The following is a 26,437-nucleotide window of genomic DNA, read 5'->3' as shown; positions in this document are numbered from 1 at the left end:
GCTGAGGGGAACGCCGCCGGACTCAGCACGAAAGCGCTCGCGCGGCAGAGCCTCGTTCGGCCGTATCGCGGTGTGCGAGCGACAGAGCCGGCGCATGACAGCAGGGAGCAGGTCCTCCGCTTCGGGCCGCGACTTCGGGATGGCCAGGCACTGAGTGCCCGCTCCGCACTGCTCGTCTACGGGCTACCGCTTCCCAGACGCCATCGCTCCGCGATCGTGGATGTGCTGGTCAGGCAGTCGGCGTCACGACCACGGGCGGAGGGTGTTCTCGCGCGGCGCATACGAGATGACCTCTGGGCGGCGGACCGAATCGAGGGGGTCCAGGTGGTCACCCTCCCGCTGCTCTTCGCCCTCCTCGCGGGTTCGTTCAGCGAGACAGAGCTGATCACGGTCGGCGACGCGATGATCAGCAGCTTCGACCGCTACCCGGGGCGCATGTCCCCCGGTCCGCTTGTGCGGCTGTCGAGCCTGTTCGACATGGGTGAGCGCTGGGGCAGGCTCCGGGGCGGAGCTGTGCTGCATAGGGCGCTGCCTCGCCTTCGGGAACATGTCGCCTCACCGCCCGAGAGCTGGCTCCGCTGCATCATCGTGGATGCCGGCATCGAGGAGCCCGCAGTCAACGCGGACATCTACGAAGGCGGACGCTTCCTGGCGCGCGGCGACCTGGTGTTTCGAGACCAGCGCGTCGTCGTCGAGTACGAGGGCGAAGGGCATCTGAGCCCTGCGCAATTCCGACGTGACATCACGCGCACCGAGTCGTTGATCGCCGCCGGGTGGCGTGTCATCCGCATCACGCACGCCGACCTGTTCCCGAGCCCCGCGACGTTCCTCGACCGGTTGCGTGCGGCGCTCGCGCGGTGACTCCTGGCCGAGCATGGGTCACTTTCGACCCGGTGTGCGCCCGCTGAAGGGGCGAAAGTGGCCTCTTCGAGTGAGCAGCGGACGCGCGCACCGGGATGAGCTCAGGGGATGAGGCGGTCGGCGCGGTAGCGCTCGAAGAGGTCGGCGAAGGCCTGGTCGGTTCGGCGGAAGCTGAGGAAGCCGGCGTCGCGGCTCTTGCCCATGTCGGTGACGACCTCCATCTCGCGGCCGAGATCGGCGTCGGTGTGCCACCAGGATGCGAGCCGCGAGATGTCGGACTCGACGAGGTCGTGCTCGGCGACGACGGCCGGCCAGTGCTGCTCGAGCTGCGCCATCTGCACCTCGAGCGGGCGCGCCACGCCCTCGAACCCGACGACCCGCTCCGCCGGGACCCCGAGCAGCTCCGCCAGGCGCGGCCACATCCACCGCCAGCGGAAGATGTCGCCGTTCACGATGTTGAACGCCTCGTTCTGGCCGGCAGGCTCGGTGGACGCCCACACCATCTGCTCGGCGAGGACTCCCGCATCCGTCATGTCGGTGAGGCCGTTCCACTGCGCCTCGCTGCCGGGGAACACGAACGGCACGCCGAGGTGCTTCGTGAGCGCGGCCTGCACGGCGATCGTCAGGCCCATGTTCATCGCGTTGCCGACGGCGTGCCCGATGACGGTGTGCGAGCGATGCACCGACCAGGTGAACTGCTGGCGGGCGGCCGCGGCGAACAGCTCGTCCTCCTGCGCGTAGTAGAAGTTCGGGGTGTCGAGCCGCTCGGACTCCTCGCGGAACGGGGTGTCCGGCATCTCGCCAGCCGCATACGCCTCGAATGGGCCCAAGTAATGCTTGAGTCCGGTGACCAAGGCCGCGTGCTGCACGGGCGCGTGCGCCAACGCGGCCAGGAGGTCGCGGACCATGGCGCCGTTCACGGCGATGTTCTCCGCCTCCGTCGCCTGGCGCTGCCACGCGGTGAAGAAGACATGCGTCGGGGCCTCGGAAGCCAGCGCCGCCTTGAGGCCCACAGGGTCGCGCAGGTCGGCGGCGATGCCCCGCACCCTGTCGGTGCTCGCGGCGCTGCGCGAGAGCGCGAGCACCTCCCAGCCGTCCTCGGTCAGGCGATCCACGAGGGCCGAGCCGGTGATCCCGGAGGCTCCCACGACGAGCGCGGTCTTCTGCGTTTCGGTGGTGTCGTTCGAGTTCGAGGTCATCAGGGGTGCAACGAGGCGGCGAAGGTCGATATTCCAGGACCAGCAAGCCCAGACAGGCGGAGACCTAGGCTGGGCCCGTGACTGATCCCGCGCTCCCTCCCGACCCCGACACGCTGCATCCCATCGGGGGTCAGGACCGCGTTGTCCTCCTGAAGCCGCTCATCACGAACCCGCTCATCAGCGTCGGAGACTTCACCTACTCCGACGACCCCGACGACCCGACGTCGTTCGAGACGCGCAACGTCCTCCACCATTACGGGCCCGAGCGTCTGATCATCGGCAAGTTCTGCGCGATCGCGGCGGGCACCCGATTCATCATGAACGGGGCCAACCACCGCATGTCGGGCCCCTCGACGTACCCGTTCCCGATCATGGGCGGCTCGTGGGCGCAGCACCTCGACCTCGTCACCGACCTGCCGAACCGCGGCGACACCGTCATCGGCAACGACGTCTGGATCGGCAGCGACGTCACGATCATGCCAGGCGTGCGCATCGGGCACGGGGCGATCATCTCCACCGCGTCGGTGATCACGAAGGACGTGCCCGACTACGGGATCGTCGGCGGCAACCCGGCCACGCTCATCCGCCGCCGCTTCGACGACGCCGACGTCGAGACGCTGCTCGACGTCGCCTGGTGGGACTGGCCGATCGAGACCATCACCGAGCGCGTCCGGGTCATCGCCGACGGTTCAGTGAGCGACCTCGCAGCGATCGCTCGCGGTCTCCCCTAGACGGCCGAGTCGGAGGGCGCCTCCCGGCCCGCGCACCGGCTCAGACGCTGCTTCCGGTCCCTCGCGGAACGAGGTGAAGCACTCCTCGGCGACGCGTCGTCGTCACCCCCGTCAGGCGGTCTCCACCTGGCGCAGCACGTCGGCGTCCAGGGCCGCGAGCGCGACGACCTTGTACCCCTCCGACTCGAAGAAGATCGTCGCACGGTCCTCCTCCACGCTGACGACCGTGCCCGGTCCCCATTCGCGGTGCTCGACGGGCTCGTCGACGGACAGTGGCGCGTCAGGAGCGCTCTCGACGCCCGAGCCCGCGTCGCGGGGGCCGCCGGCGCCCGCGGCGTCCGAAGCGACTCCGGCATCTCCCGCGGCCTCGCGCCGCTCGCAGCCGTCGCAGTTGCCGCACCACTCCGGCCCGTCCACCCCGAAGTAGTCGAGCAGCACCCGACGGCGGCACTGCGACTCCTCCGCGTAGGCGCGCATCATCGAGAGGCGCGATTCGGCGATGCGCCCCCTGGCGGCGACCGCATCCTTGACGGCCCGAACGACAACATCGACTCGGGTCTTGCGCAGCGGACGCACTCCGTCGGCCGTATCGACGAGCTCCGCGTCCACCAGCTGGTTGAGGAGCCTCGAGACGGTTCTGGCGGGCCGATCGACGGCCTCGGCGAGCTCTCGAACGCTGGCGCCCGGCTTGCGCTTGATGGCGCGCCAGAGGTCCTGCAGCGCGGCCTTGTCGACCGAGCGCTTCGCGAAGAAGCGCCGCAGCGCGAGGTCCTCGACGCGGTAGTGCAGCACGGCCGTCGCCGGCTCGCCGTCGCGGCCCGCGCGCCCCACCTCCTGGTAGTAGGCGTCGAGCGACTCCGTCGTCGCGGCGTGCAGCACGAAGCGAACGTCACCCCGGTCGATGCCCATGCCGAACGCGGAGGTCGCGACGACCACGTCGAGCTCGCCGTCGCGCCACCGATCCTGGACCGCTCGGCGCTCGGCGACCTTGAGCCCTGCGTGGTAGGCGGCGACGTGGCGGCCTTCCGCGGTGAGCTCCGCCGCGTATTCCTCGGTCTCCCGGCGCGAGGCCACGTAGATGAGGCCGGGGGCGGTCCAGCTGCGCGCCTCCAGGATGACGGCGGCCCGCTTGTCGTCGTCGCTCTCGTGGCGTTGCACCACGAGACGGATCTCCGGGCGGTCGACGCCGTGCACCTGCACGTCCGGGTCCTGCATCCGCAGCCGCTCGACGATCTCCGCCCTCACGGGCTTCGAGGCCGTCGCGGTCATCGCGAGCACCGGCGGGTCGCCGAGTGCTGAGCGCACGTCGCCGAGCCGCAGGTAGTCGGGCCGGAAATCGTGCCCCCAGGAGGAGACGCAGTGCGCCTCGTCCACGACGAGCAGCGACACGTCCTGCGCCGCGAGCCGGGCGACGTTGTCCTCGTCCGCGAGCTGCTCGGGCGCGAGGAGCACGTAGAGCGATCCGCCCTCGTCGATGCGCTCCCAAGCGCGAGCCACGGCGGCAGCACCCCGCGAGGAGTTGATGGCGACGACGTCCGGGGCATCCGGGGCGGCCTCGATCGACGCGCGCTGGTCCGCCTGCAGGGCGATGAGCGGCGAGACCACGAGGACGATGCCGCCGCGCGCAGCGCCCGCGACCTGGTAGACCGCGGACTTCCCACCACCGGTCGCGAGCACGAGCAGCGTGTCGCGTCCCGCGGCCGCCGAGCGGATCGCGTCGCTCTGGCCGGGGAGGAATGACTCCCACCCGAACCGCTCCCGCGCGATGCGCTCGATGGTGCCGTGAGCAGGTGCGGGGGAACTCATGCTCTCGACGGTATCGACGACGAACTCGGTGGCGACGTCGCTTGACAGGCCCCCCTGCTTCGTGCCGCCCCGACTCGCTGGAGCCACCCCAGAGCTGCCGGTTCCTGCCGCCAGGAGCCAGCATTCCCCGTGTGGATGCGGCGCGCACGCGAGACGGCCGGCGTCCCCTGAGGGAGCGCCGGCCGTCTTGTTGCCTGCTGGAGGCTAGTTCACCTCGTTGGGGTGCGCCGCGACGCGACCCTCTTCACCGCGCTCGAGCGCCGTGATGGCGTCGTACTCGGCGCCGGACAGCTCGAAGTCGAAGACCTGAGCGTTCTCGACCATGCGCTCACGCGACGTGGTCTTCGGGAACACGATGTTGCCCTTCTGGATGTGCCAGCGGATGACGACCTGCGCGGGCGTCTTGCCGTGTGCATCCGCTGCGGCCTTGACGGGCTCGAGCTCGAAGAGCGGGTACTTGGCCTGGCCGAGCGGGCCCCACGCCTCGGTCTTGATGTCCTCGGCCTGCAGGTAGGCGTCGAGCTCCGGCTGCTGGAAGATCGGGTGCTGCTCGATCTGGTTGACGACCGGCTTCACGCCCGTTGCGGAGATGATGTCGCGCAGGTGCGACTCGAAGAAGTTGCACACGCCGATCGACGTGGTGAGACCGGCCTGCTGCAGCTCGACGAGCGCCTCCCAGCTCTCGACGTACTTCTTCTGCTTCGGCGTCGGCCAGTGGATGAGGTAGAGGTCGGCCTTCTCGAGGCCGAGGCGCTCGAGGCTCGCGTCGATCGCGGCGCGGGGCGTGTCGCGTCCCTGCTCGTCGTTCCAGAGCTTCGCGGTGATGTAGAGCTCTTCGCGCGGGATGCCCGACTTCGCGATGGCGCGGCCCACGCCCTCCTCGTTGCCGTAGATCTTCGCGGTGTCGATGTGGCGGTACCCGACCTCGAGGGCGTCGGAGACGATGCGCTCGGTCTCCGCCGGGTCGACCTTGAAGACGCCGAAGCCAAGCTGGGGGATGCTGGTGCCGTCGTTGAGGGATACGTTTGGGATCTGCAATGCGGTCATTCCACAGTTTTACCAAGCGTGTGCAACTAAAGCGAGTTGGCGAGCGACGCTGGAAGCGAACGAGCGCGGATCGCGACCGCTGAGTGGCCGGTGCGGGGCACATTCGCGAGCCACCTGGCAATAGACTGAACTGCTCATGACTACGACGCCCCTCGAGATCTCCTACCCGCCGGAGCTGCCCGTCAGCCAGATGCGGGACGAGATCCGCGACGCCATCGCCGCCAACCAGGTGGTCATCGTCGCGGGCGAGACCGGCTCGGGCAAGACGACGCAGCTGCCGAAGATCTGCCTCGAGCTCGGGCGCACCATGATCGGGCACACGCAGCCGCGCCGCATCGCCGCGCGCACGATCGCCGAGCGCATCGCCGATGAGCTCGGCGGCGACATCGGCGGGCTCGTCGGCTACCAGGTCCGCTTCACCGACGAGGTGTCGGCCGAGACGCGCGTCAAGCTCATGACCGACGGCATCCTCCTCAACGAGATCCACCGCGATCGCCTGCTGCGCAAGTACGACACGATCATCATCGACGAGGCGCACGAGCGCAGCCTCAACATCGACTTCCTCCTCGGCTATCTGAAGACGCTCCTGCCGAAGCGCCCCGACCTGAAGGTCATCATCACGTCGGCGACGATCGACCCGGAGTCGTTCTCGAAGCACTTCAACGACGCCCCCATGATCGAGGTCTCGGGCCGCACCTTCCCCGTCGACGTGCGCTACCGGCCGCTCGTCGCGGACGCGCCGCTCCCCGGTGAAGAGGACGAGGACGCGGCCCCGCAGACTCCGGAGCGCGACATGTTCGAGGGCATCGTGGATGCGCTCGACGAGCTCGACCGCGACCTGCCGGGTGACGTGCTCGTGTTCCTCTCGGGCGAGCAGGAGATCCGGGATGCGCAGGACGCGATCCGCGCGCACGTCGCGCGCGACCGCCGCCCCGAGTCCACCGAGGTGCTCCCGCTCTTCGGGCGCCTCTCCTCCGCCGAGCAGCACCGCGTGTTCGAGTCGAAGCGCCCACCGGGCGTGCGGCGGCGTGTGGTGCTCGCGACGAACGTCGCCGAGACGAGCCTCACGGTGCCGGGCATCGTGGCCGTCATCGACACGGGCACCGCGCGCATCTCCCGCTACTCGACGCGTGCCAAGGTGCAGCGCCTCCCCATCGAGGCAATCTCGCAGGCCTCCGCCAAGCAGCGCTCCGGCCGCGCCGGCCGCACCTCGGCGGGCGTCGCGATCCGCCTCTACTCCGAGGCGGACTTCGACCGCCGCCCCGAGTTCACCGAGCCCGAGATCCTCCGCACGAACCTCGCGAGCGTGCTCCTGCAGATGCTCGAGCTCGGCCTCGGCGCGCTCTCCGAGTTCCCGTTCCTGCAGCCGCCGGACGCACGCGGCATCAAGGACGGCACCGACCTGCTCAGCGAGCTCGGTGCCGTCGAACCGGGCAAGGCCGGCCAGGGGAAGGCCAGCCAGCTGCGCCTCACGAAGATCGGCCGCAGCCTCGCCCGCCTGCCCATCGACCCCCGCTTCGGGCGCATGGTCATCGAGTCGAAGCAGCACGACGTGAGCCGTGAGGTGCTCATCATCGTGGCCGGCATGACGGTGCAGGACATCCGCGAGCGGCCGCTCGACCACCGGCAGAAGGCCGACGAGCTGCACGCCCGCTTCCGCGACCCGACCAGCGACTTCCTCACGCTCGTGAACCTCTGGAACTATCTCGAGGAGCAGAGCCACGAGCTCGGCTCGAGCGCGTTCCGGCGCAAGTGCCGCGACGAGTTCATCAACTTCGTCCGCTTCCGCGAATGGCAGGACGTCTTCCGGCAGCTGCGTCAGCTCGCCGGCCCCATCGGGCTCAAGGTGCAGCGGCCCGCCGCCGGCCAGGTGCAGGAGCCCGGTGCGTTGGCCGATGCCATCCACCGCTCCATGCTCGCCGGCCTCCTCAGCCACATCGGCATCCGCGACGAGTTGAAGCGCGACTACGCGGGAGCCCGCGGCACGCGCTTCCAGATCTTCCCCGGCTCGGGCCTCGCGAAGGCGAAGAAGCAGCCGGACGTCGTCATGGCCGCCGAGCTCGTCGAGACGAGCCGCCTCTTCGCGCGCACCGTCGCCAAGATCGATCCAGCCTGGGCCGAGGTGCTCGCGGGCGACCTCGCGAAGCGGAACCACTCCGACCCGCACTGGGAGAAGAAGCAGGGCTCCGCCGTCGCGATCGAACGCGTGACCCTCTACGGCGTGCCCATCGTCCGCGGACGCACGGTGCAGTTCTCGAAGATCGACCCGGCCTGGTCCCGCGACCTGTTCATCCGCCACGCCCTCGTCGAGGGCGACTGGAACGGCCGCCACAGCTTCGACTCGAAGAACCGGGCGCTGCGCAAGAGCCTCGCCGACCTCGAGGAGCGCACCCGGTCGCGCGGCGCGTACACCGACGACGAGGACGCCGTCTTCGAGTTCTACGACGAACGGCTCCCCCGCGACGTCGTCTCGCAGTCCACATTCGAGAAGTGGTGGCAGGGCGCGCAGAAGCAGACCCCGCAGCTGCTCACCATGACGCGGGCGGATGTGCTCGGCGAGGAGCACGCCGACCCCGACGAACAAGGTGCCGGGTTCCCGACCGAGTGGAAGCAGGGCGACCAGCGGCTGCGCCTCAGGTACCGCTTCGACCCGGGCGCGCCAGATGACGGCGTGACCGTCAACATCCCGCTGCCCCTCCTGTCCCGACTCGACGACCGCGGCTTCGACTGGCAGGTGCCCGGCATGCGCCGCGAGCTCGTCATCGCGCTGCTGAAGTCGCTGCCGAAGGCGACCCGTCGAAACTTCGTGCCCTCCGCCGACTGGGCCGACAAGCTGCTCGGCGAGCTCGGCGAGGCGAGGCCCGACCTCGGCCAGGAGGTTCCTGGCGACTTCGACGACACGCTCCGGCAGATCATGCAGCGGCAGGCGGGCATCCGCTTCGACGTCTCCGAGTTCGACTGGAGCCGTGTGCCGTCGCACCTGCGCGTGCGATTCCGGGTGCTCGACGACCGCGGCCGCGAGCTCGGCACGGGCGAAGACCTCAAGACGCTGCAGGACAAGCTCAAGAAGGCGTCGGAGGCGTCGGTGCTGCGCGCCACGCAACAGGTCGCCGCACCGGCTCGACCAGGGAACGGCGTGCGCGAGGCCGGCTCGGTGCCCGCGCAGAGCGCGTCGACGGCGGAGCTCCGCTACGACCAGCACGGGCTCACCGAGTGGCCGCTCGATGAGATCCCAGAGCTCATCGACATCAAGCGCAAGCACGGCGTCATCCGCGCCTACCCGTCGCTGGCCGTCGTCAAGGGCAGCATCGACCTGCGCCTCGTGACGACCCCAGAAGACCAGGCGCGCGAGCATCCGGTCGGCGTCGCCGCGCTCCTCGCCGCATCGGTGCCCTCCCCCGCGAGCTACGTGCAGGAGCACCTGACGGCGAAGGAGAAGCTCGCCCTCGCGACGAGCCCGTACCACTCGACGCCGGCGCTCTTCAACGACATCGTCGCCGCGCTCGCCCAGGATGCGGTTGCCTCGTACTCCGTGGAGCACGGCGGGCCCGTGCGCACGCGTGCGGCCTTCGACGAGCTGCGCGAAGCCTTCAACGCGACGCTCGTCGACCGCATGTTCGCGCAGACGAAGCTCGTCTCCGAGGTGCTCGACCGCTTCCGCGAAGCCAACAAGGCGCTCAAGTCGGCCAACCACATCTCAGTGCTGCCATCGCTCGCCGACGCCAGGTCGCAGCTCCAGGCGCTTGTGTACCCGGGGTTCGTGTTGAAGACGGGCGTCGCGCGCCTCGCGCACCTGCCCCGCTACCTGCGCGCGCTCACGTACCGCCTCGAGCGGGTGCTCAGCCACTCGAGCATCGAGCGCGCTGGGCTCATGCAGGTCGAGCAGGCCACGGCGCTGTACACGGAGGCCGGGGGCACGTTCCCCGTCGCGCGCACTGCGCCCGCGTCCGTCGTGCAGGCCAGGTGGATGCTCGAGGAGTTCCGCGTGAGCCTCTTCGCGCAGCAGCTCGGCACGGCCGAGACCGTCTCGCTCAAGCGCATCCGCCAGGCCCTCGCGGAGAAGTAGCGCCCCGCAACGCAGATCGCTGCCTGAGAACCCAACCCCTCGAGCGAACGAGAGGGTGGCCTCTCAGGCAGCGATGACGCGCCTGAGGGTTAGACCGCCGTGTAGCCGCCGTCGACGAGCACGTAGGAGCCCGTCATGAAGCTCGCCTTGTCGGAGAGCAGGAACGTGGCGAGGTTTGCAACCTCCTGGGGCTGGCCCAGGCGGCCAAGGGGATGCTTCGCCTCGAGCGCCGCGAAACCGGCCGCGTCCAGGTGCTGCTCAAGCAGCGGGGTGCGGATGTACGCGGGCCCGACCGCGTTGATGCGCAGCCCCTGCGGACCGTACTCTGCCGCCGCGTTCTTGGTGAGGCCGACGACGCCGTGCTTCGCCGCGGTGTACGCGCCGCTGCCGATCGCAGCCACGGTGCCATGGATCGACGCCATGTTGACGATCGCGCCCTCGTCGGCACCTGCGTCGAGGATCGCGGGGATCTGCGCGCGCAGGCCGTAGAGCACGCCGTTGAGGTTGATGTTGATGACGCGGTCCCAGTCGTCGACCTCGACTTCGGCCGCCGGAGCAGCCTTGCCGCCGATGCCGGCGTTGTTCACGGCGTAGTTGAGCTTGCCGTAGGTCGCGACGGCGTGCTCGACGGTGCGGACGCTGTCCTCGGCGATGGCCGTGTTCGCTTCGAACGGCGACGCCGTGCCGCCGGCTGCCTCGATCTCGCCGACGACGCGCTTCGCGCCATCGAGGTTGATGTCGGAGACGACGACCTTGACGCCGTTCGCTGCGAGGTCCTTGGCGATCGCCTCGCCGATCCCGGAACCGCCGCCGGTCACGATCGCGACTTTGTCCTGAAATGCCATCTGCTGATTCCTTCCGAAGCTGGGCCGGTGGGATCCGGCCGTCGCTTCGAGTGTCCTCCCGCGCAGCCGCAGATGGCTGTGTCTCGGGTCAGCGAAGAGGCGTACGATCCGAGTGAGCTGTATCCATGCACGCGAGCTCGGTGATGAGTCGCCGCCTGCAGCTGCGTGCAGGCGCGCCAGGCGCGCCCGATCCGCCAGCGCTACTCGGCGGTGCCCAGCCAGGCCGTCGTGTCGGTCAGCAGCTGAGCCGCATCCTCGACGTGCGCGACCTCGCTGCGGGCGAGCACGCGAAGACCTTCCGGCAGCGCGACCGGCTCGGTGCCGAAGTTGGTGATGACGGTGACGTCGCCGTTCCGGTAGGCGAGCACCTCGTCGCCGAAGCCGTCGACCCATTCGAAGCGCGCATCCCCCAGCCCGAGGTCGTGCTCGCGTCGGAGCGCGAGCAGCGAACGGTAGAGGTTGAGCGTCGAGGCGGGGTCGTGCACCTGCTCGCTGCGGGCGAGCTTCGCCCACAGCTCAGGCTGCGGAAGCCATGACTCCCCCGTCGCGCTGAAGCCGTAGCTGTCGCCCTCGGTCTCCCACGGGATGGGTACGCGGCACCCGTCGCGACCGTACAGCTCGCCTTCGGAGCGGATGAAGATCGGATCCTGCCGTGCGTCGTCGGCGAGGTCGATGACGTCGGGCAGGCCGAGCTCCTCGCCCTGGTACAGGTAGCTCGAGCCCGGGAGTCCGAGCATGAGCGCGGTCGCGGCGCGGGCACGACGCTCGCCCACGATGGGGTCCGGCTGGCCTGGTGTCTTCGGGCCGACGCCCTCGCCGTGCGCGTTCGGCTCGGTCAGCGCGAGGCGGGTCGCGTGGCGCACCGTGTCGTGGTTCGACAGCACCCACGTGCTGGGGGCACCGGATGCGGCGAACGCGGCGAGCGAGCGCGTCACGACCTCCTTCTGTCCGTCCGCGTCCCACGGGGCGCGCAGGTACGCGAAGTTGAAGGTCTGGTGCAGCTGGCCGGGGCGGACCCACTCGGCCATCTCCTCGACGCTCGGCAGCCAGGCCTCGCCGCACAGCACGCGGTCGCCGTCGTACTCGGCGGCCACGAGGTGCCAGGCGCGGAAGATGTCGTGCACGGCCTCCTGGCCGAGGTACGGGGTGCGGGGGTCGCCGACGATGGGAAGGTTGCTCTCGACGGGGATGTAGTCGGGCAGTCCGTCTTCCTTCGCGAGGCCGTGGGCGACGTCGATGCGGAAGCCGTCGACGCCGCGGTCCAGCCAGAATCGGAGAATGTTCTCGAAGTCCTGGTGCACCACCGGGTTCGACCAGTCGAAGTCGGGCTGCGTCGAGTCGAACAGGTGCAGGTACCACTGGCCGGGAGTCCCGTCGGCTTCCGTGAGGCGCGTCCAGGCGGGCCCGCCGAACAGCGACTGCCAGTTGTTCGGCGGCAGCTCACCATGCTCGCCCTTGCCCTCGCGGAACAGGTAGCGGGCGCGCTCGGGGCTGCCGGGGCCAGCGGCCACGGCCGCCTTGAACCAGGCGTGCTCCGAGGAGGAGTGGTTCGGGACGATGTCGACGATGATGCGGATGCCCCGCTCGTGAGCGGCCTCGAGCATCCGGTCGAACTCGTCGAGCGTACCGAAGACGGGGTCGACATCGCAGTAGTCGGCGACGTCGTAGCCGGCGTCGTTGAGGGGCGACGGGTAGAACGGGGAGAGCCAGATGGCGTCGATGCCGAGGTCGGCGAGGTCCGGGATGTGCGCGGTCACGCCGGCGAGATCGCCGATGCCGTCACCGGTGCCGTCCGCGAACGAACGCGGGTAGACCTGGTAGATGACGGCCGAGCGCCACCATTCGGATCCGGGGGTGGTGTCCTTCGCGAACTGGGCTGCTGTGGGTGCATCGTTGAGCGTCACCTCGACAGGCTAGTGGAAACGCGGCACCCCCTGTCCACCGGACAGGGGGTGCCGCGTTCTTCGGTGCCGGGAACGCGGAAGTGCTAGAGCACCTTCCCGAGGAAGTCCTGTGTGCGCGACTCCTTCGGGTTGCCGAACAGCTCGTCCGGCGTTCCCATCTCGACGATCTTGCCTTCGGCCATGAACACGACACGGTCGGCGACTTCGCGCGCGAAGCCCATCTCGTGCGTGACCAGGGCCATCGTCATGCCCGACTTGGCCAGGTCGCGGATGACCTGCAGCACCTCACCCACCATCTCGGGGTCGAGGGCGCTGGTCGCCTCGTCGAAGAGCATGATCTCAGGGTCCATGGCGAGCGCGCGGGCGATCGCCACACGCTGCTTCTGTCCGCCGGAGAGCTGCGAGGGGCGGCGGTCCATGAGGTGGTCGAGACCGACTCGGCGCAGCAGCTCCTCGCCACGCTTGTTGGCCGCTTCCTTGCTCGTGCCCTTGATCTCGCGGGGCGCCAGCGTCACGTTCTCCAGCACGGTCATGTGCGGGAAGAGGTTGAAGTGCTGGAACACCATGCCGATGCGCTGGCGCACCTTGTCGAGGTTCGTCTTGGGTGCCGTGATGTCGTCGTCGTCGATGAAGACGTGGCCCTTGGTGACCTCTTCGAGGCGGTTGAGGCAGCGCAGCAGCGTCGACTTCCCCGAACCGGACGGACCGATGATGGCGATGACCTCGCCGTTGGCGATCTCGAGGTCGATGCCCTTCAGCACCTCCACGGGGCCGAACGACTTGTGCATCTCGACGACGCGCACGCGCGGCTCGCCCGAGTTGACCGCGTCGAAGCGACCGGTGAATGGCGTCTGCTCCACGGCTGACGCATCCGACGCTGAGTTGTTCACGTCACTCATTTGTTGAACCTCTTGTCGACGTAGTTGGAGAGGACCGTCAGCAGGTAGATGACGATGAAGTAGAGCACACCGACGACGAGCCAGATCTCGAACGACCGGAAGGTCGAGGCGATGACGATGCGGCCCTGGTAGGTGAGCTCAGCGAAGCCGAGGACGGACAGCAGCGAGGTGTCCTTCAGCGTGATGATGAACTGGTTGATGAGCGACGGCGTCATGATCTTGAACGCCTGCGGCAGCACGACTCGACGCATGGACTTGCCGCGCGTGAGGCCGAGCGAGCGAGCCGCCTCCATCTGGCCGGGGTCGACCGACTGGATGCCCGAGCGCACCGTCTCCGTGATGTACGCGCCGGCGTTGAGGCTCAGCGTGATCACACCGGCCGTCAGCGCGTCGAGCGAGATGCCCGTCACGGCTGGCACACCGAAGTAGAAGAAGAACGCCTGCACCAGCACCGGGGTGCCTCGGAAGATGTTCACGTACGTCGACGCGATGCCGCGGAGCAGCAGGTTCTTCGAGATCTTCAGGAAGCCGAACGCGAGGCCGAGGATCATGGCGAAGACGAGCGACAGCGCGGTGGCCAGCAGCGTGTAGCCGAGGCCGACCATGAGCGACGGGAAGGCGGCCACGACGAGCTCGAAGAAGCCGAGCTGTCCCGATTCCTCCTCGCTGCCGAGGTAGCGGTCGTTGATCGTGTCGAGCACGCCCGTGTCTTCGGCGTTGGCGAGGCCGGCGTCGAACATCTCGAGCAGGTCCGCGTTCTGTCCCTTGAGTACCGCGAAGCCGTACTCGCCACCCTCGATGGGGTCTCCGACGGTCATGAGGCCGTTGCCCTGCTGGATGCCGTACTGCAGCACAGGGAAGTCCTCGAACAGTGCAACGGAGTTGCCCGTCTGCACCTCCGCGATCATGTCGGCGGTGTCGGAGAACGTGCGGATCGTGAAGCCGTACTCGGTCGAGAGCTCCTCGGCGGTGGTGGCGCCCACGGTTCCGGTCTTGACGGCGACGTTCTTGCCTGCCAGGTCCTCGTAGCCGGCGATGCTGGTGTCGCCGTCGGCGACGGCCATCTGCACACCGGAGGTGAAGTACGGCTCCGAGAAGTCGAAGACCTCCTTGCGCTCATCCGTGATGGTCATGCCGGCGATGATGCCGTCGGCCTGACCCGACTGGACGGCCTGGAGTGCTGCGTCGAAGCCGAGCGGCTTGATGTCGACGGTGAAGCCCTGGTTCGCGGCGATCGCGCGCATCAGGTCCATGTCGATGCCGATCGTCTCGCCGTTCTGCTCGAACTCGAACGGCGCGTACGTGTTGTCCGTCGCGATGACGAACGAGCCCTTGTCCTGCGGGGTGTCGACCGCGAAGAGCGGGTTCTTGGGCAGTGTGCCCGGACCGTCGTCCTCGATGACCTCGTTGCCGAGCGTGACGACGCCACCGGAGATCTTGGTCGCGTCAGGCGCGCCGTCGCCGAGGTACTCGTCCAGGATGCCCTGATAGGTGCCGTTCTCGACGACGTTCTTCAGGCCCTCGTTGAAGGCCTCGCGGAGCTCCGCGTTCTGGCCCTTGTTGACCGCGAAGCCGTACGACGACGCGCGCTCCGGCTCGGTGACCGTCTTGAGGTTGATCTCGCCGGTCTCGATGCCGTACTGGAGGATCGGGAAGTCGTCGAACACCGCGACCGAGTTGCCGCTCGTGACGTCGTTGAACGCGTCGGATGCATCCTGGAAGCCGGTGACGGTGAAGCCGATCTCCTTGCCCAGGGTCTCGGCGAAGGTGAAGCCCTCGGTGCCGTTCTTGGCGGCGACGGTCTTGCCCGCGAGGTCCTCGTACGTGGTGACGTCGCCGTTGTTCTTGGCGACGGCCATCTGGATGCCCGAGTCGAAGTAGGGGTTCGAGAAGTCGAACGTGCCCTTCCGCTCATCGGTGATCGACATGCCGGCGATCATGCCGTCGACGGCATTGGTCTGCACTGCCTGCAACGCGCCATCGAACCCGAGCGACTTGATGTCGACCGTGAAGCCCTGATCGTCCGCGATGGCGTTGATGAGGTCCATGTCGATACCGCGGAGCTCGCCGTCGATCTCGAACTCGAACGGCGCCCACGTGGTGTCGGTGGCGATCGTGAAGGTCTGTCCCTCGACCGAGCTCTTGCCGATCGTGGCCGCCTGGGCGGTTCCCGCGATGGCGCCGCCGGTCAACAGCAGCAGCAGTGCCACCGCGATGACGGACAGGACTTGGTTTCGTGAGTCTGCGACTCGTTGCAGGAGTGAGGTGAGCGAAATTCGCATCGTGCTCCTCGGCCAGGGCAGAACCTGGAGCAGCGTTGGAACCTGTCGGAACCCGGCTGCCCCCGCGTCTACCGGTCTGTCGGCTGACGCAGATCGCCTCAGCCGAATTGTGTGCGCAACGCTACCTGCCTGAGAGTCAGCTGGATGACGCGATCCGCAGATCGTGCTCGCCTTGTGATGTTCATCCGACGCAGCGAATCGCCAATTCCGGTCTCACGGGAGGCGCCTTGACGGTGCCGCTCGCCGCGCGCGTGCGGCCGACAGGGAGAACTGCGGGAGCACTCCTAGTGCGTGAACCCGCGCTTGTCATCCCCTCGGCCGGAGCGCCCTGCTGCGCCCGACTCGAGATCCCGGACCGCGGCGCGGAGATCGCCCATGAGGTCGTCGGCGAGGTCTCGTCCGAGCCCGTTGCGAACCACGATGCGCTGGACGAGCCTGTCCGAGAGATTGTCCGGCAGCGGGTACGAGGGCACGAGCCAGCCGGTCATGCGCAGCCGGTCGGAGACATCGGCGAGGGTCCACGCGCCGCCCGCGTCGGTGCGCTGCCAGGCGAAGACGGGGATGTCGAGCTGCTTGTTGAAGAGGACGAACTCGTTCATGGAGTCGATCGCCTGCGCGAGGAACTGCGCCACGTCCATCGTCGCGCGCTGCACGCGCTCGTACCCCGAGAAGCCCAGGTGCAGGAACTGGTAGTACTGCAGCAGCACCTGCGCGCCGGGGCGCGAGAAGTTGAGGGTGAGGGTGGGGATGTCGCCGCCCAGGTAGCTGACCCGGAAGATCAGCTCGGGCGGCACGAGGTCGACGTCTCGCCAGACGACCCAGCCGAGGCCCGGGTACACGAGCCCGTACTTGTGGCCAGAGGTGTTGATCGACACGACCCGGTCGACGCGGAAGTCCCACTCGAGGTCCCGGTTGAGGAACGGCGCGATCATGCCGCCGGACGCGCCGTCGACGTGAACGGGGATGTCCAGTCCGTGCGCGGCCTGGATCCGGTCGAGCGCCGCCGAGATCTCCTTCACCGGCTCGTACGCGCCCGTGTAGGTGACGCCCATGATGGCGACGACGCCGATGGTGTTCTCGTCGACGACGGCGTCGAGCTGATCGCCCGTCAGTGTCGGATGCGCGTCGTCGATGGGCACGAAGCGGGCCTCCACGTCCCAGTAGACGCAGAACTTCTCCCAGCACACCTGCACGGCACTCGACATCACGATGTTGGGTGCATCCGCCGACTGCCCCTTGGCCTTGCGCGCAGCGGCCCAGCGCTTCTTGAGGGCAAGGCCCGCGAGCATGGCGGCCTCCGAGGAGCCGACCGTGCTCGTGCCGATCGCCTTCGCGACGTCGGGCACGTGCCACAGGTTCGCGATCATCTTCCAGCACCGCTGCTCGATCTCGGCAGTCCGTCGGTACTCGTCCTTGTCGACGATGTTCTTGTCGAACGTCTCCGAGTAGAGGCGGTCGGCGTGCTCGTCCATGTACGTGCTCACGAACGTGGCGAGGTTCTGCCTGGCATTGCCGTCGAGCATCGCGTCGTCACGCACGAGCTGGTGCGCGACCTCGCTCCTCGTCCCGTGCTCGGGCAGCTCCAGCTTCGGAAGCGGCGCGAGCTCATCGGCGCTGCTGAAGATCGTCAGGGGATTCTCGCTGGCGGGAGGCGTCACAGGGGTGTCCATGTGCATACTCTTGCCACTGGTGGGAAGACCCGCAAGAGTCGGAGCGGCTCAGATGACGGAATGGGGCGTGTGAGCGACGAAATCGGACTGCTGTGCAAGCCGTACCTGCTGCTGCCGGACGAGACAGGTGTCGAGGTCGCCTGGGTGACCGATCGGAGGCCGCGCGCGAGCCGCCTGGTCTTCGCGCCGTGGGAGCTTGCCGACCGCCTCGAGCAGCTGAGCCCGGACGAGCTGCTGGATGCGTCGATCGGCGGCGAGCTTCCCGCCGCTGTCCGGGTGCAGGCCGCCAGCACGCGCCTGTCCGCGATGGCCGAAGACCGAGAGAGCATGCTCCCCGCGCGGCTGGTCGACCTTCGTCTCGCTTTGCAGAGCGGCGAGACAAGCGGCGTGACCGTGCCACGCGAGGTTTGGCGGATCGCCGCGAGAGCGACGGGCCTCGAACCCGGGCGGGCGTACGCGTACCGAGTTGCCAGCTCCGGGGTCGCATCCGACGTCGCCCGCCTGTCAGCCGCTCCCCCAGCGGATTCGCCCTCGTTGAGGCTGCTGCTGACCAGCGACCACCAGCTCGGAGCGACGGTGCCCGCCACGATGCAGCAGGCGATCGCCGCAACCGGGGGCTTCGACGCCGTGCTCTACGCGGGCGACTTCGTGAATGTCCCCGACCGCGCGTCAGAGTGGTTCGATGACGCCCGCGGCTCGGCGTTCTTCCCCTCGATGCGAGGCATCCTGCCCGACACGCCGATGCTCTCGGTTGTCGGCAACCATGAAGTCCAAGGGATGCGAGAGGCCGGGGCCACGCTCGCGGAATCGTTCGAGAGCGCGCTGCCGCTCGCCGTCAGCCCGGACGGCCTGAGCCTCTCGATCTACGAGATGCTGTTCCCGTCCCCGTCAGGGTCGCGCTTCTTCGCCATCACCTTCGGCGGCGTGCGCATCATCGCGCTCAGCGCGGCGCGTGTCTGGCGATCCGACCGCGCGGAGGAGCACCCCGAGGACCGTGTCGCCTCGAGCAGGTACCAGGAGTCGCGCGACGTGCTCGACGACCCGCTCGCCCAGCGCTACGGTTCGCACATCATCGACGACCTGAGCGCCGGGAGCCCGCAGTACAACTGGCTGCGACGCGAACTGCGGAGTCCCGAGTTCGCGGAGGCGAGGTTGCGGATCGTCGTCATGCACGAGAGCCCGCACAGCATCGGCGTGAACGCGATGCCGCATTTCGCGCATCCCGTTCGCCTCGAGGAGCGGGATGCGACTGGGCAGGTGACCGGGGTGCGCTACGACTACCCGTCGAGCGAGAACATCCTGCTTCGCGACGTCGCGCCGCTGCTGGAAGCGGCAGGCGTCGAGCTCGTGATCGGCGGGCACTCCCACCTCTGGTCGAGGTTCACGTCGCCAGCGGGCGTGCACTACCTCGAGACCTCGCACGCGGGCAGCACCCACGGAGCGTTCGCGAGCGGCGGCGGACGGCAGCGCGCCCGCCCGCCTCGCCTCTGGAATGCCCACGACGCCCTCGCTCAGGGCGACCCGGGCGGCCTCACCCCCATCGTGCCGAACATCCGCCCCCGGTTGGGACCCGAAGACCAGCCGCTCCCATACGTCGCCGACCCCGAGCTGAGTGTCTTCAGCGTCCTGACCGCGTCAGCGGATGCGGGTGCGGAGGTCTCGAGCTACGTGGTCGACTCGCGCAGCCCGGACGCCCCCGCTCAGCTCTTCGACGCGTTCCCGCTGGGGTAGTCGTCTGCGGCGCGGTCACGTGCGGCCCTGAGGAGCTTGGGGCCGAAGGTCCACAGCAGGACGGCGAGCACGGCGATCCCGCCGCCGGCCCATAGGCCGGCGGTGGGTGAGACGACGAAGTCGAAGACGAAGAGCACGATGCCGACGAAGAGGAGCGTGGCTGCGACGAGGCAGACGAGGAGGATCACGCTCCCCGCGTGCACGAGCTGGGCTTTCGCGCGCTCCTGGAAGAGCACTCGGTGCAACATGACCGGTGCGAGGGCTAACAGGGTGACGACGACGGCGAAGATGACGAGGCACAGGTAGAGCACGTGGTCGAACGTCCCGAGTTCGGTGAAGCGCTGCTGGAACGGCAGTGTCAGGAGGAACCCGGCCATGATCTGCGTGCCCGTCTGCAGCACGCGGAACTCCTGCATGAGCTCGTTCCAGTTCCTGTCGTAGCGCTCGTTCGGAGTCTCGTCGCGCCCGTCGTCAGGCGTGGTGGTGACCTCGTTGTCGACCATGACTTCTCCTGCGTTCCTGGAGGTGCCGGGTATTTCGTTGTGCTGGTGGTCCGGCGCTCCCCGAGCCGAGGGTCGGGGGCGCGCCGGACTCAGCGGTCAGGAGAGGTCGCTGACGCCGTCCTGGCGTCGGCGGTCCTGCGAGCCCTCGTCGTCGACGGCACCGCTGCCCGCCTCGAACGTCTGGTCGCGGCGCTCCTGGCGGTGCTCCTCCTGGTGCTCGTGCTCCTCGCGAAGTTCCTCGTTCTTGTCGTGTCCCATGGGATCTCCTTCGATCGTGCTCGGGGGAACCGTGCTCGCCCTCCGGCGGCGGGGTGCCGCTGCCCAGAGCGTAGCGCGCGCGGCCTGGATCGGACCAGAAGTCGGACTCCCCAAAGCCACACAGAGCTCGACGCCACGAGCCCGGGGGGCGGGCTGCGGGAAGAAAGTCAGGGGCGCGTTGTCGAGAGAGACGCCTCGAGGCGGCACCGGCCAGGTTCCTGGTCGGTGCCGCCTCGAGGGTGGCGCTGCGGGGGCCTGGGGTTAGAAGTCCCAGTCCTCGTCTTCCGTGTTGACGGCCTTACCGATGACGTAGGAGGAGCCGGACCCGGAGAAGAAGTCGTGGTTCTCGTCGGCGTTCGGCGAGAGCGCCGACAGGATCGCCGGGTTCACGTCGGTGACGCTGGAGGGGAACATGGGCTCGTAGCCGAGGTTCATGAGCGCCTTGTTGGCGTTGTAGTGCAGGAACTTCTTGACGTCCTCGGCCAGGCCGACTTCGTCGTAGAGGTCGTGCGTGTACTGCACCTCGTTCTCGTACAGCTCGAAGAGCAGCTCGAACGTGTAGTCCTTCAGCTCCTGGCGCTTGGCCTCGTCGACGAGCTCGAGGCCCTTCTGGAACTTGTACCCGATGTAGTAGCCGTGCACTGCCTCGTCACGGATGATGAGGCGGATGAGGTCGGCCGTGTTGGTGAGCTTCGCGTGGCTCGACCAGTACATGGGCAGGTAGAAGCCCGAGTAGAACAGGAACGACTCCAGCAGCGTCGACGCGATCTTCCGCTTGAGCGGGTCGTTGCCGTGGTAGTAGTTCATGACGATCTGCGCCTTGCGCTGCAGGTTCTCGTTCTCCGTGGACCAGCGGAACGCGTCGTCGATCTGCGGCGTGCTCGAGAGCGTCGAGAAGATCGACGAGTAGCTCTTGGCGTGCACCGACTCCATGAACGCGATGTTCGTGTAGACGGCCTCCTCGTGCGGCGTCAGCGAGTCAGGGATGAGGCTGACAGCGCCAACGGTTCCCTGGATCGTGTCGAGCAGCGTGAGCCCCGTGAAGACGCGCATCGTGAGCGTCTGCTCGGCCGGCGTGAGCGTGTTCCACGACTGCACGTCGTTCGACAGCGGCACCTTCTCCGGAAGCCAGAAGTTGTTGACGAGTCGGTTCCAGACCTCGACATCCTTCTCATCCGGGATGCGGTTCCAGTTGATCGCCTCGACTTTTTGGAGGAGGTGGCTCGTCTCGACCTGCGGGTTCATCTGCGTGAGTTCTTTTCTGTCGCGTTCGTGCGGGAATAGTCGGGCATTCGCCCGGAGGCCGGCCTGGCCGAGGAGTGCTGTTACAGCATGCAGCTGACGCAGCCGTCGACCTCGGTGCCCTCGAGCGCGAGCTGACGAAGACGGATGTAGTAGATCGTCTTGATGCCCTTCTTCCACGCGTAGATCTGCGCGCGGTTGATGTCGCGGGTCGTCGCCGTGTCCTTGAAGAACAGCGTCAGCGACAGGCCCTGGTCGACGTGCTGCGTCGCCTCGGCGTACGTGTCGATGATCTTCTCGTAGCCGATCTCGTAGGCGTCCTCGAAGTACTCGAGGTTGTCGTTCGAGAGGTACGGCGCCGGGTAGTAGACGCGGCCGAGCTTGCCTTCCTTGCGGATCTCGATCTTCGACGCGATCGGGTGGATCGACGAGGTCGAGTGGTTGATGTAGCTGATCGACCCGGTCGGCGGCACAGCCTGGAGGTTGCGGTTGTACATGCCGTGCTTCTGCACGAGCTCGCGCAGTTCAGCCCAGTCGGCCTGGGTCGGGATGTGCATGCCCTCGAAGAGCTCGCGGACGCGTTCCGTCTTGGGAGCCCACTCGACGTCGACGTACTTGTCGAAGAACTCGCCCGTCGCGTAGGTGGAGCGCTCGAAGCCGGCGAAGGAGCGGCCGCGCTCGGTCGCGATGAGGTTCGAGGCACGGATCGCGTGGAACACGACCGTGTAGAAGTACATGTTCGTGAAGTCGAGAGCCTCTTCCGAACCGTAGAAGATGCGCTCGCGTCCCAGGAATCCGTGCAGGTTCATCTGGCCCAGGCCGATGGCGTGCGACTCGTCGTTGCCCTTCGCGATGGACGGCACCGAGGCGATGTGGCTCATGTCGCTCACGGCGGTGAGACCGCGGATGGCCGTCTCGACGGCCGTCGCCAGGTCGCGGGAGTCCATGGCTGCCGCGATGTTCATCGAACCCAGGTTGCAGGAGATGTCGTTGCCGATGGTCTCGTAGCCGAGGTCGTCGGTGTAGGTCGTCGGCGAGTTGACCTGGAGGATCTCCGAGCAGAGGTTCGACATGTTGATGCGGCCCTCGATGGGGTTCGCACGGTTCACCGTGTCCTCGTACATGATGTACGGGTAGCCGGACTCGAACTGGATCTCGGCGAGCGTCTGGAACAGCGTGCGTGCGCTGATCTTCGTCTTCTGGATGCGCGCGTCGTCGACCATCTCGTAGTACTTCTCCGTGACGGAGATGTCGCCGAACGGCTTGCCATAGACGCGCTCGACGTCGTACGGGGAGAAGAGGTACATGTCCTCGCCCCGCTTGGCGAGCTCGAACGTGATGTCGGGAACCACGACGCCGAGCGAGAGCGTCTTGATGCGGATCTTCTCGTCGGCGTTCTCGCGCTTCGTGTCGAGGAACCGCATGATGTCCGGGTGGTGCACGTTGAGGTACACGGCTCCGGCACCCTGCCGCGCGCCGAGCTGGTTCGCGTAGGAGAAGGAGTCCTCCAGCAGCTTCATGATCGGAATGATGCCAGAGGACTGGTTCTGGATCTGCTTGATCGGAGCGCCGGACTCGCGGATGTTGGAGAGGTTGAAGGCGACGCCACCGCCGCGCTTGGAGAGCTGCAGCGCGGAGTTGATGGAGCGGCCGATGGACTCCATGTTGTCCTCGATGCGGAGGAGGAAGCAGGAGACGAGCTCGCCGCGCTGCTTCTTGCCCGTGTTGAGGAACGTGGGGGTTGCTGGCTGAAAGCGACCGGCGATCATCTCGTCGGCGAGCGAGGTTGCGAGCGCCTCGTCACCCTGCGCGAGGCCGAGCGCGACCATGAGCACGCGGTCCTCGAAGCGCTCGAGGTAGCGCTTGCCATCGAACGTCTTCAGGGCATACGAGGTGTAGAACTTGAACGCGCCGAGGAACGTGGGGAAGCGGAACTTCTTCGCGTAGAGGCGGTTGCGGAGCTGCTCGATGAACGAGTGGGAGTACATCGCGAGCGTCTCGGGCTCGTAGTACTCGTTCTCGACGAGGTACTCGAGGCGCTCTTCGAGGTCGTGGAAGAAGACCGTGTTCTGGTTGACGTGCTGGATGAAGTACTGGTGAGCGGCTTCGCGGTCCTTGTCGAACTGGATCTGGCCGTTCTCGTCGTACAGGTTGAGCATCGCGTTCAGCGAGTGGTAGTCGAGCGTGTTCGCCGCCGTTGGTGCGTTCATCGTGATGACACTTGCGTCGTCGAGAGCGGTTGTTGCTGCCAAAACCTGTCCAATCCAGAGTTGACTGCGGCGACGTCGTCTGGCGTGCCGAAGAGTTCGAAGCGGTAGAGCGTGGGTACGCCGCACTTCGCGGAGATGATGTCGGCTGCCAGGCCGTAGCCCTTGCCGAAGTTCGTGTTGCCGCCGGCGATGACGCCGCGGAGGAGCTCGCGATTGCGCGGCTCGTTGAGGAACCTGATGACCTGCTTGGGGACGGCCCCGCGCCCATCTCCCCCACCGTAGGTGGGGAGGATGAGCACGTAGGGCTCGTCCGCGACAAGCTGGGGTTCGCTCGGGAAGAGCGGGATGCGGCTCGCTGGCCGCTCGAGCTTCTCGACGAAGCGACGCGTGTTCTCTGAGACGCTCGAGAAGTAGATGAGCCCGGTCATGGGTGCAGTCCCTTCTTCAGCAGCGGCGAGAGCAGCGCGGTGCGACGGCTAGGCCGTGGCGAGAGCAGCCAGCTGGCTGATCTTGTCGGGACGGAAGCCCGACCAGTGGTCGTCACCGGCGATGACGACGGGAGCCTGCATGTAGCCGAGCTCCTTGACGGTCTGGAGTGCCTTCTCGTCGGCCGAGACGTCGAAGATCTCGTACTCGATGCCCTGCTTGTCGAGGGCACGGTAGGTGGCGGTGCACTGCACGCATGACGGCTTGCTGTAGACGGCGATTGCCATGGGTTTTCTCCTGGTTCCTAAGTGCTTGGGAGTGCTATTCGTGCAGTGCGGTGAACGCGTCTCGCCCGGTCTTCCGCGGCCCTGCCGGAGCAGTCTCACGCGGTGCCAGGTGGATGAACCCCCGTTGTGTCGCAGTTTCCCGCGGCCACTACATCTTGTGCTCGATGAGGCTACCACCACTAGATGCGGTGTTACAACCGTGTAGTTCTCCACAAGTCCTCCACAGAAAATGCCCCTGTTTCCGGCGTTTCTCCACCGGTTTTCGGCGGTTGTGCACAGTCTGTCCCCAACCACCGACATTCTGTGTCTGAGGCGTACGATTGTCGGCGCTGTGACGAACTACGCGACTGTACTCAGAACCCCTGGCCTGGCACGACTCCTGCTCTCGCAGCTCGTCGCCAGGTTCCCCGCCGGCATGCTCTCGCTCGCGATCCTCATGCACATCGAGGACACGTACTCCAACTTCACCTCGGCCGGCGTCGTCCTTGCCGCGTTGAGCATCGGCCAGGCGGTCTCCGGACCGGTGGCGGGTCGCCTCATGACGTTCTGGGGCATGCGCCCCGTTCTCATCGCGACGATGGTCGCGTGCTCCGTATCGCTCACGGCCCTCGCCCTCTGGCCGCCGGTGCTCTGGCAGGCCGCGATCATCGCCGTCCTCGCCGGCCTCACCATCCCTCCCGTCTCCCCTGCCGTACGGACCATCTACCCCAAGGTTGTCAACGCGGCCCTCCTCTCTCGGCTCTTCTCCCTCGACGCCTCCCTCCAGGAGGTCATCTGGGTCATCGGCCCGGTCGCCACCACGGCCGTCGCGTTCGCGATCTCCCCCGCCGCCGGCATCCTCGTCGCGGCCGGCATCCTGCTCCTCGGCGGCCTCTGGTTCGTGGCAGCGCCCGAGGTGGGGAAGGTCCGCATCCCGAAGTCGAGGAGGAGGGCCGGGGCGGTGCTCCGCAATCCCGTGGTCGTTCTCATGTCGATCATCGGCGCGCTGCTCGTCGGCGGCTGCTCCGCCATCGAGGCCGCCGTCGTCGCCGAGTTCGGGCACGAGCGAGTCGAGACCGGGATACTGCTGGCGGTGTTCGCCGTGGGCTCCCTCGTCGGAGGCCTCGCGTTCGGACACCTCCCGCTGGCCCCAGCGTCCTTGGCGCGCCGCATGGGCATCGTGTTCCTCGGCATCGGTCTCGCACTCATCTCGACGAACCCGATCTGGCTCGGCGCGGCGTTCTTCGTGAGCGGCCTCGGCATCGCGCCGGTCTTCTCCGGCAGCTTCTCGGCCGTGTCCTCGAGCGTCAGGTTCAGCGAGAGCGCAGAGTCGTACGGGTGGATGGCGACCGGCCAGCTCATCGGCGCGGCCGCGGGCTCCGCGCTCGCCGGCATCGCCAACGACCTCGCCGGCTCTCTCGGCGGCTTCCTCGTCAGCGCGGCCTTCGCGCTCCTCGGCGCTGCCGTCGCGCTCGTCTGGCGTCGGAGCATCCCGGACCTCCGCGGCACCGACATCGCTCCGCGCCCCGACACCGAGCCGATGAACGTCCTGAACGCGCCCTCCTGATCGACCCTCGCTCAGCCGCACGCCGAACGAAAGGCCTCCATGACCTCGCCGCTCTCCCCCAGCCTGACCATGAACGACGGCATCGAGATCCCGCAGCTGGGGCTCGGGGTCTACAAGGTGCCTGACGAGGAGGCGACGCGAGTCGTCGTCGACGCCATCGACCTCGGCTACCGCCACATCGACACGGCCGCGTTCTACGACAACGAGGTGGGCGTGGGGCGCGGAATCCGCGAGACCGGGGCGTCTCGCGATGACCTCTTCGTCGCGACGAAGGTCTGGCACGACCGGCACGGCTTCGACGAGACGCTCGCCTCGTTCGACGAGAGCCTCGAGCGGCTCGGGCTGGACTACGTGGACCTCTACCTCATCCACTGGCCAGCCCCCGCGCAGGACCGATACGTCGAGACGTGGCAAGCCCTCGAACGGCTGCGCGACGAAGGCCGTGCGCGCTCGATCGGCGTCTCGAACTTCAAGGGGCATCACCTCGACCGCCTGGCCGCGGAGACCGGCACCGTCCCGGCCGTCAACCAGATCGAGCTGCACCCCCGGCTGCCGCAGACCGAGACGCGCGCCTACAACAGCGCCCACAGCATCCTGACGGAAGCGTGGTCCCCGCTCGCCAGAGGCACGCTGCTCCAGGAGCCCGCGCTCGTCGCACTCGCCGAGAAGCACGGCAAGACCGTCGCTCAGGTGGTGCTGCGATGGCAGCTGGACCTCGGCAACGTCGTCATCCCCAAGTCCGTCCACCGCGAGCGGCTCGCCTCGAACCTCGAGGTCTTCGACTTCAGCCTCGACGCCGAGGACCTCGCCGTGATCGCCGCACTCGAATCCGGCGAACGGACCGGCAAGGACCCCGACCTCTTCTTCTGAGCGCCTCTCCCCCGGCGCAGATCGAACGCGACGCACTCCTCGACGCGCGTTCTC

Annotated in this window: 20 protein-coding genes; 6 read left to right on the top strand and 14 right to left on the bottom strand. The window is 67.8% G+C overall.

All coding sequences use genetic code 11. The features are described 5' to 3' along the window. Positions 1-324: 324 nt before the first annotated feature. Complete coding sequence (locus tag ACQFZP_RS01770) at positions 325-861, top strand: endonuclease domain-containing protein (RefSeq protein ID WP_181026999.1); 537 nt, start codon at positions 325-327, stop codon at positions 859-861. A gap of 101 nt (positions 862-962) precedes the next feature. Here ACQFZP_RS01770 and ACQFZP_RS01765 read toward each other — a convergent pair whose 3' ends face one another. Beyond that, positions 963-2,060, bottom strand: a complete 1,098-nt coding sequence (locus tag ACQFZP_RS01765; RefSeq protein ID WP_211890146.1) for an SDR family oxidoreductase — start codon at positions 2,058-2,060, stop codon at positions 963-965. Positions 2,061-2,137: 77 nt separating this feature from the next. On the opposite strand from ACQFZP_RS01765, the gene ACQFZP_RS01760 reads away from it, so the two are divergent. Beyond that, positions 2,138-2,791: a CatB-related O-acetyltransferase gene (locus ACQFZP_RS01760; RefSeq protein ID WP_211890145.1), complete on the top strand. Its 654-nt coding sequence runs from the start codon at positions 2,138-2,140 to the stop codon at positions 2,789-2,791. A 111-nt stretch (positions 2,792-2,902) separates the two neighbouring features. Here the strand turns inward: ACQFZP_RS01760 and ACQFZP_RS01755 are convergent, their stop codons facing one another. Then, positions 2,903-4,597: a RecQ family ATP-dependent DNA helicase gene (locus ACQFZP_RS01755; RefSeq protein WP_211890144.1), complete on the bottom strand. Its 1,695-nt coding sequence runs from the start codon at positions 4,595-4,597 to the stop codon at positions 2,903-2,905. Positions 4,598-4,801: 204 nt separating this feature from the next. Further along, entirely contained in the window at positions 4,802-5,635 is an 834-nt protein-coding gene (locus ACQFZP_RS01750; RefSeq protein ID WP_211890740.1) for an aldo/keto reductase, read from the bottom strand. A gap of 145 nt (positions 5,636-5,780) precedes the next feature. Here ACQFZP_RS01750 and hrpA point away from each other — a divergent pair, with 145 nt between their 5' ends. After that, positions 5,781-9,710, top strand: coding sequence for an ATP-dependent RNA helicase HrpA (hrpA, locus tag ACQFZP_RS01745; RefSeq protein ID WP_211890143.1), 3,930 nt, complete (start codon positions 5,781-5,783; stop codon positions 9,708-9,710). Between the two features lie 89 nt (positions 9,711-9,799). Here hrpA and ACQFZP_RS01740 read toward each other — a convergent pair whose 3' ends face one another. The 5 genes from ACQFZP_RS01740 to ACQFZP_RS01720 form a co-directional block, all read right to left on the bottom strand. Then, positions 9,800-10,555, bottom strand: a complete 756-nt coding sequence (locus tag ACQFZP_RS01740) for an SDR family NAD(P)-dependent oxidoreductase (protein WP_179556386.1) — start codon at positions 10,553-10,555, stop codon at positions 9,800-9,802. Between the two features lie 200 nt (positions 10,556-10,755). Next, on the bottom strand, positions 10,756-12,459 hold the full coding sequence (locus tag ACQFZP_RS01735; protein ID WP_211890142.1) for a glycoside hydrolase family 13 protein: 1,704 nt from the start codon (positions 12,457-12,459) through the stop codon (positions 10,756-10,758). 83 nt (positions 12,460-12,542) lie between these two features. Continuing rightward, positions 12,543-13,247, bottom strand: coding sequence for an amino acid ABC transporter ATP-binding protein (locus ACQFZP_RS01730; protein WP_181027020.1), 705 nt, complete (start codon positions 13,245-13,247; stop codon positions 12,543-12,545). A gap of 107 nt (positions 13,248-13,354) precedes the next feature. Further along, positions 13,355-15,640 (bottom strand): ABC transporter substrate-binding protein/permease, encoded by a 2,286-nt coding sequence (locus tag ACQFZP_RS01725; protein ID WP_211890141.1) that lies wholly within the window; start codon positions 15,638-15,640, stop codon positions 13,355-13,357. Positions 15,641-15,924: 284 nt separating this feature from the next. Continuing rightward, positions 15,925-17,310 (bottom strand): glutamate decarboxylase, encoded by a 1,386-nt coding sequence (locus ACQFZP_RS01720; protein WP_211890140.1) that lies wholly within the window; start codon positions 17,308-17,310, stop codon positions 15,925-15,927. A 69-nt stretch (positions 17,311-17,379) separates the two neighbouring features. On the opposite strand from ACQFZP_RS01720, the gene ACQFZP_RS01715 reads away from it, so the two are divergent. Beyond that, a complete protein-coding gene (locus tag ACQFZP_RS01715; RefSeq protein ID WP_211890139.1) occupies positions 17,380-19,041 on the top strand; it encodes a metallophosphoesterase family protein in 1,662 nt (553 codons plus the stop codon). Here ACQFZP_RS01715 and ACQFZP_RS01710 read toward each other — a convergent pair. The 6 genes from ACQFZP_RS01710 to nrdH form a co-directional block, all read right to left on the bottom strand. Then, positions 19,011-19,544, bottom strand: coding sequence for a DUF6328 family protein (locus tag ACQFZP_RS01710; protein WP_104312408.1), 534 nt, complete (start codon positions 19,542-19,544; stop codon positions 19,011-19,013). The genes ACQFZP_RS01715 and ACQFZP_RS01710 overlap by 31 nt on opposite strands. 96 nt (positions 19,545-19,640) lie before the next feature. Beyond that, positions 19,641-19,802, bottom strand: a complete 162-nt coding sequence (locus ACQFZP_RS01705; protein WP_211890138.1) for a hypothetical protein — start codon at positions 19,800-19,802, stop codon at positions 19,641-19,643. A gap of 261 nt (positions 19,803-20,063) precedes the next feature. Beyond that, entirely contained in the window at positions 20,064-21,047 is a 984-nt protein-coding gene (gene nrdF / locus ACQFZP_RS01700) for a class 1b ribonucleoside-diphosphate reductase subunit beta (RefSeq protein WP_104312409.1), read from the bottom strand. 80 nt (positions 21,048-21,127) lie between these two features. Next, positions 21,128-23,254 carry a class 1b ribonucleoside-diphosphate reductase subunit alpha gene (nrdE, locus tag ACQFZP_RS01695; protein ID WP_211890137.1) on the bottom strand — a complete coding sequence of 709 codons (2,127 nt, stop codon included), beginning with the start codon at positions 23,252-23,254 and terminating at the stop codon, positions 21,128-21,130. Beyond that, positions 23,251-23,682, bottom strand: a complete 432-nt coding sequence (gene nrdI / locus ACQFZP_RS01690; protein WP_104312411.1) for a class Ib ribonucleoside-diphosphate reductase assembly flavoprotein NrdI — start codon at positions 23,680-23,682, stop codon at positions 23,251-23,253. Before nrdI ends, nrdE begins: the two co-directional genes overlap by 4 nt. 48 nt (positions 23,683-23,730) lie before the next feature. Then, positions 23,731-23,967, bottom strand: coding sequence for a glutaredoxin-like protein NrdH (gene nrdH / locus ACQFZP_RS01685; protein ID WP_068478736.1), 237 nt, complete (start codon positions 23,965-23,967; stop codon positions 23,731-23,733). Positions 23,968-24,298: 331 nt separating this feature from the next. On the opposite strand from nrdH, the gene ACQFZP_RS01680 reads away from it, so the two are divergent. Both ACQFZP_RS01680 and ACQFZP_RS01675 read left to right on the top strand, forming a co-directional pair. After that, positions 24,299-25,513 (top strand): MFS transporter, encoded by a 1,215-nt coding sequence (locus ACQFZP_RS01680; RefSeq protein ID WP_211890136.1) that lies wholly within the window; start codon positions 24,299-24,301, stop codon positions 25,511-25,513. Positions 25,514-25,552: 39 nt separating this feature from the next. Next, a complete protein-coding gene (locus tag ACQFZP_RS01675) occupies positions 25,553-26,383 on the top strand; it encodes an aldo/keto reductase (RefSeq protein ID WP_211890135.1) in 831 nt (276 codons plus the stop codon). Positions 26,384-26,437 lie beyond the last annotated feature (54 nt).

The sequence above is a fragment of the Pseudoclavibacter sp. Marseille-Q434 genome, from assembly GCF_050315415.1.
Lineage (GTDB): Bacteria > Actinomycetota > Actinomycetes > Actinomycetales > Microbacteriaceae > Pseudoclavibacter.
This window is presented reverse-complemented; position numbering and strand designations above follow the sequence as displayed.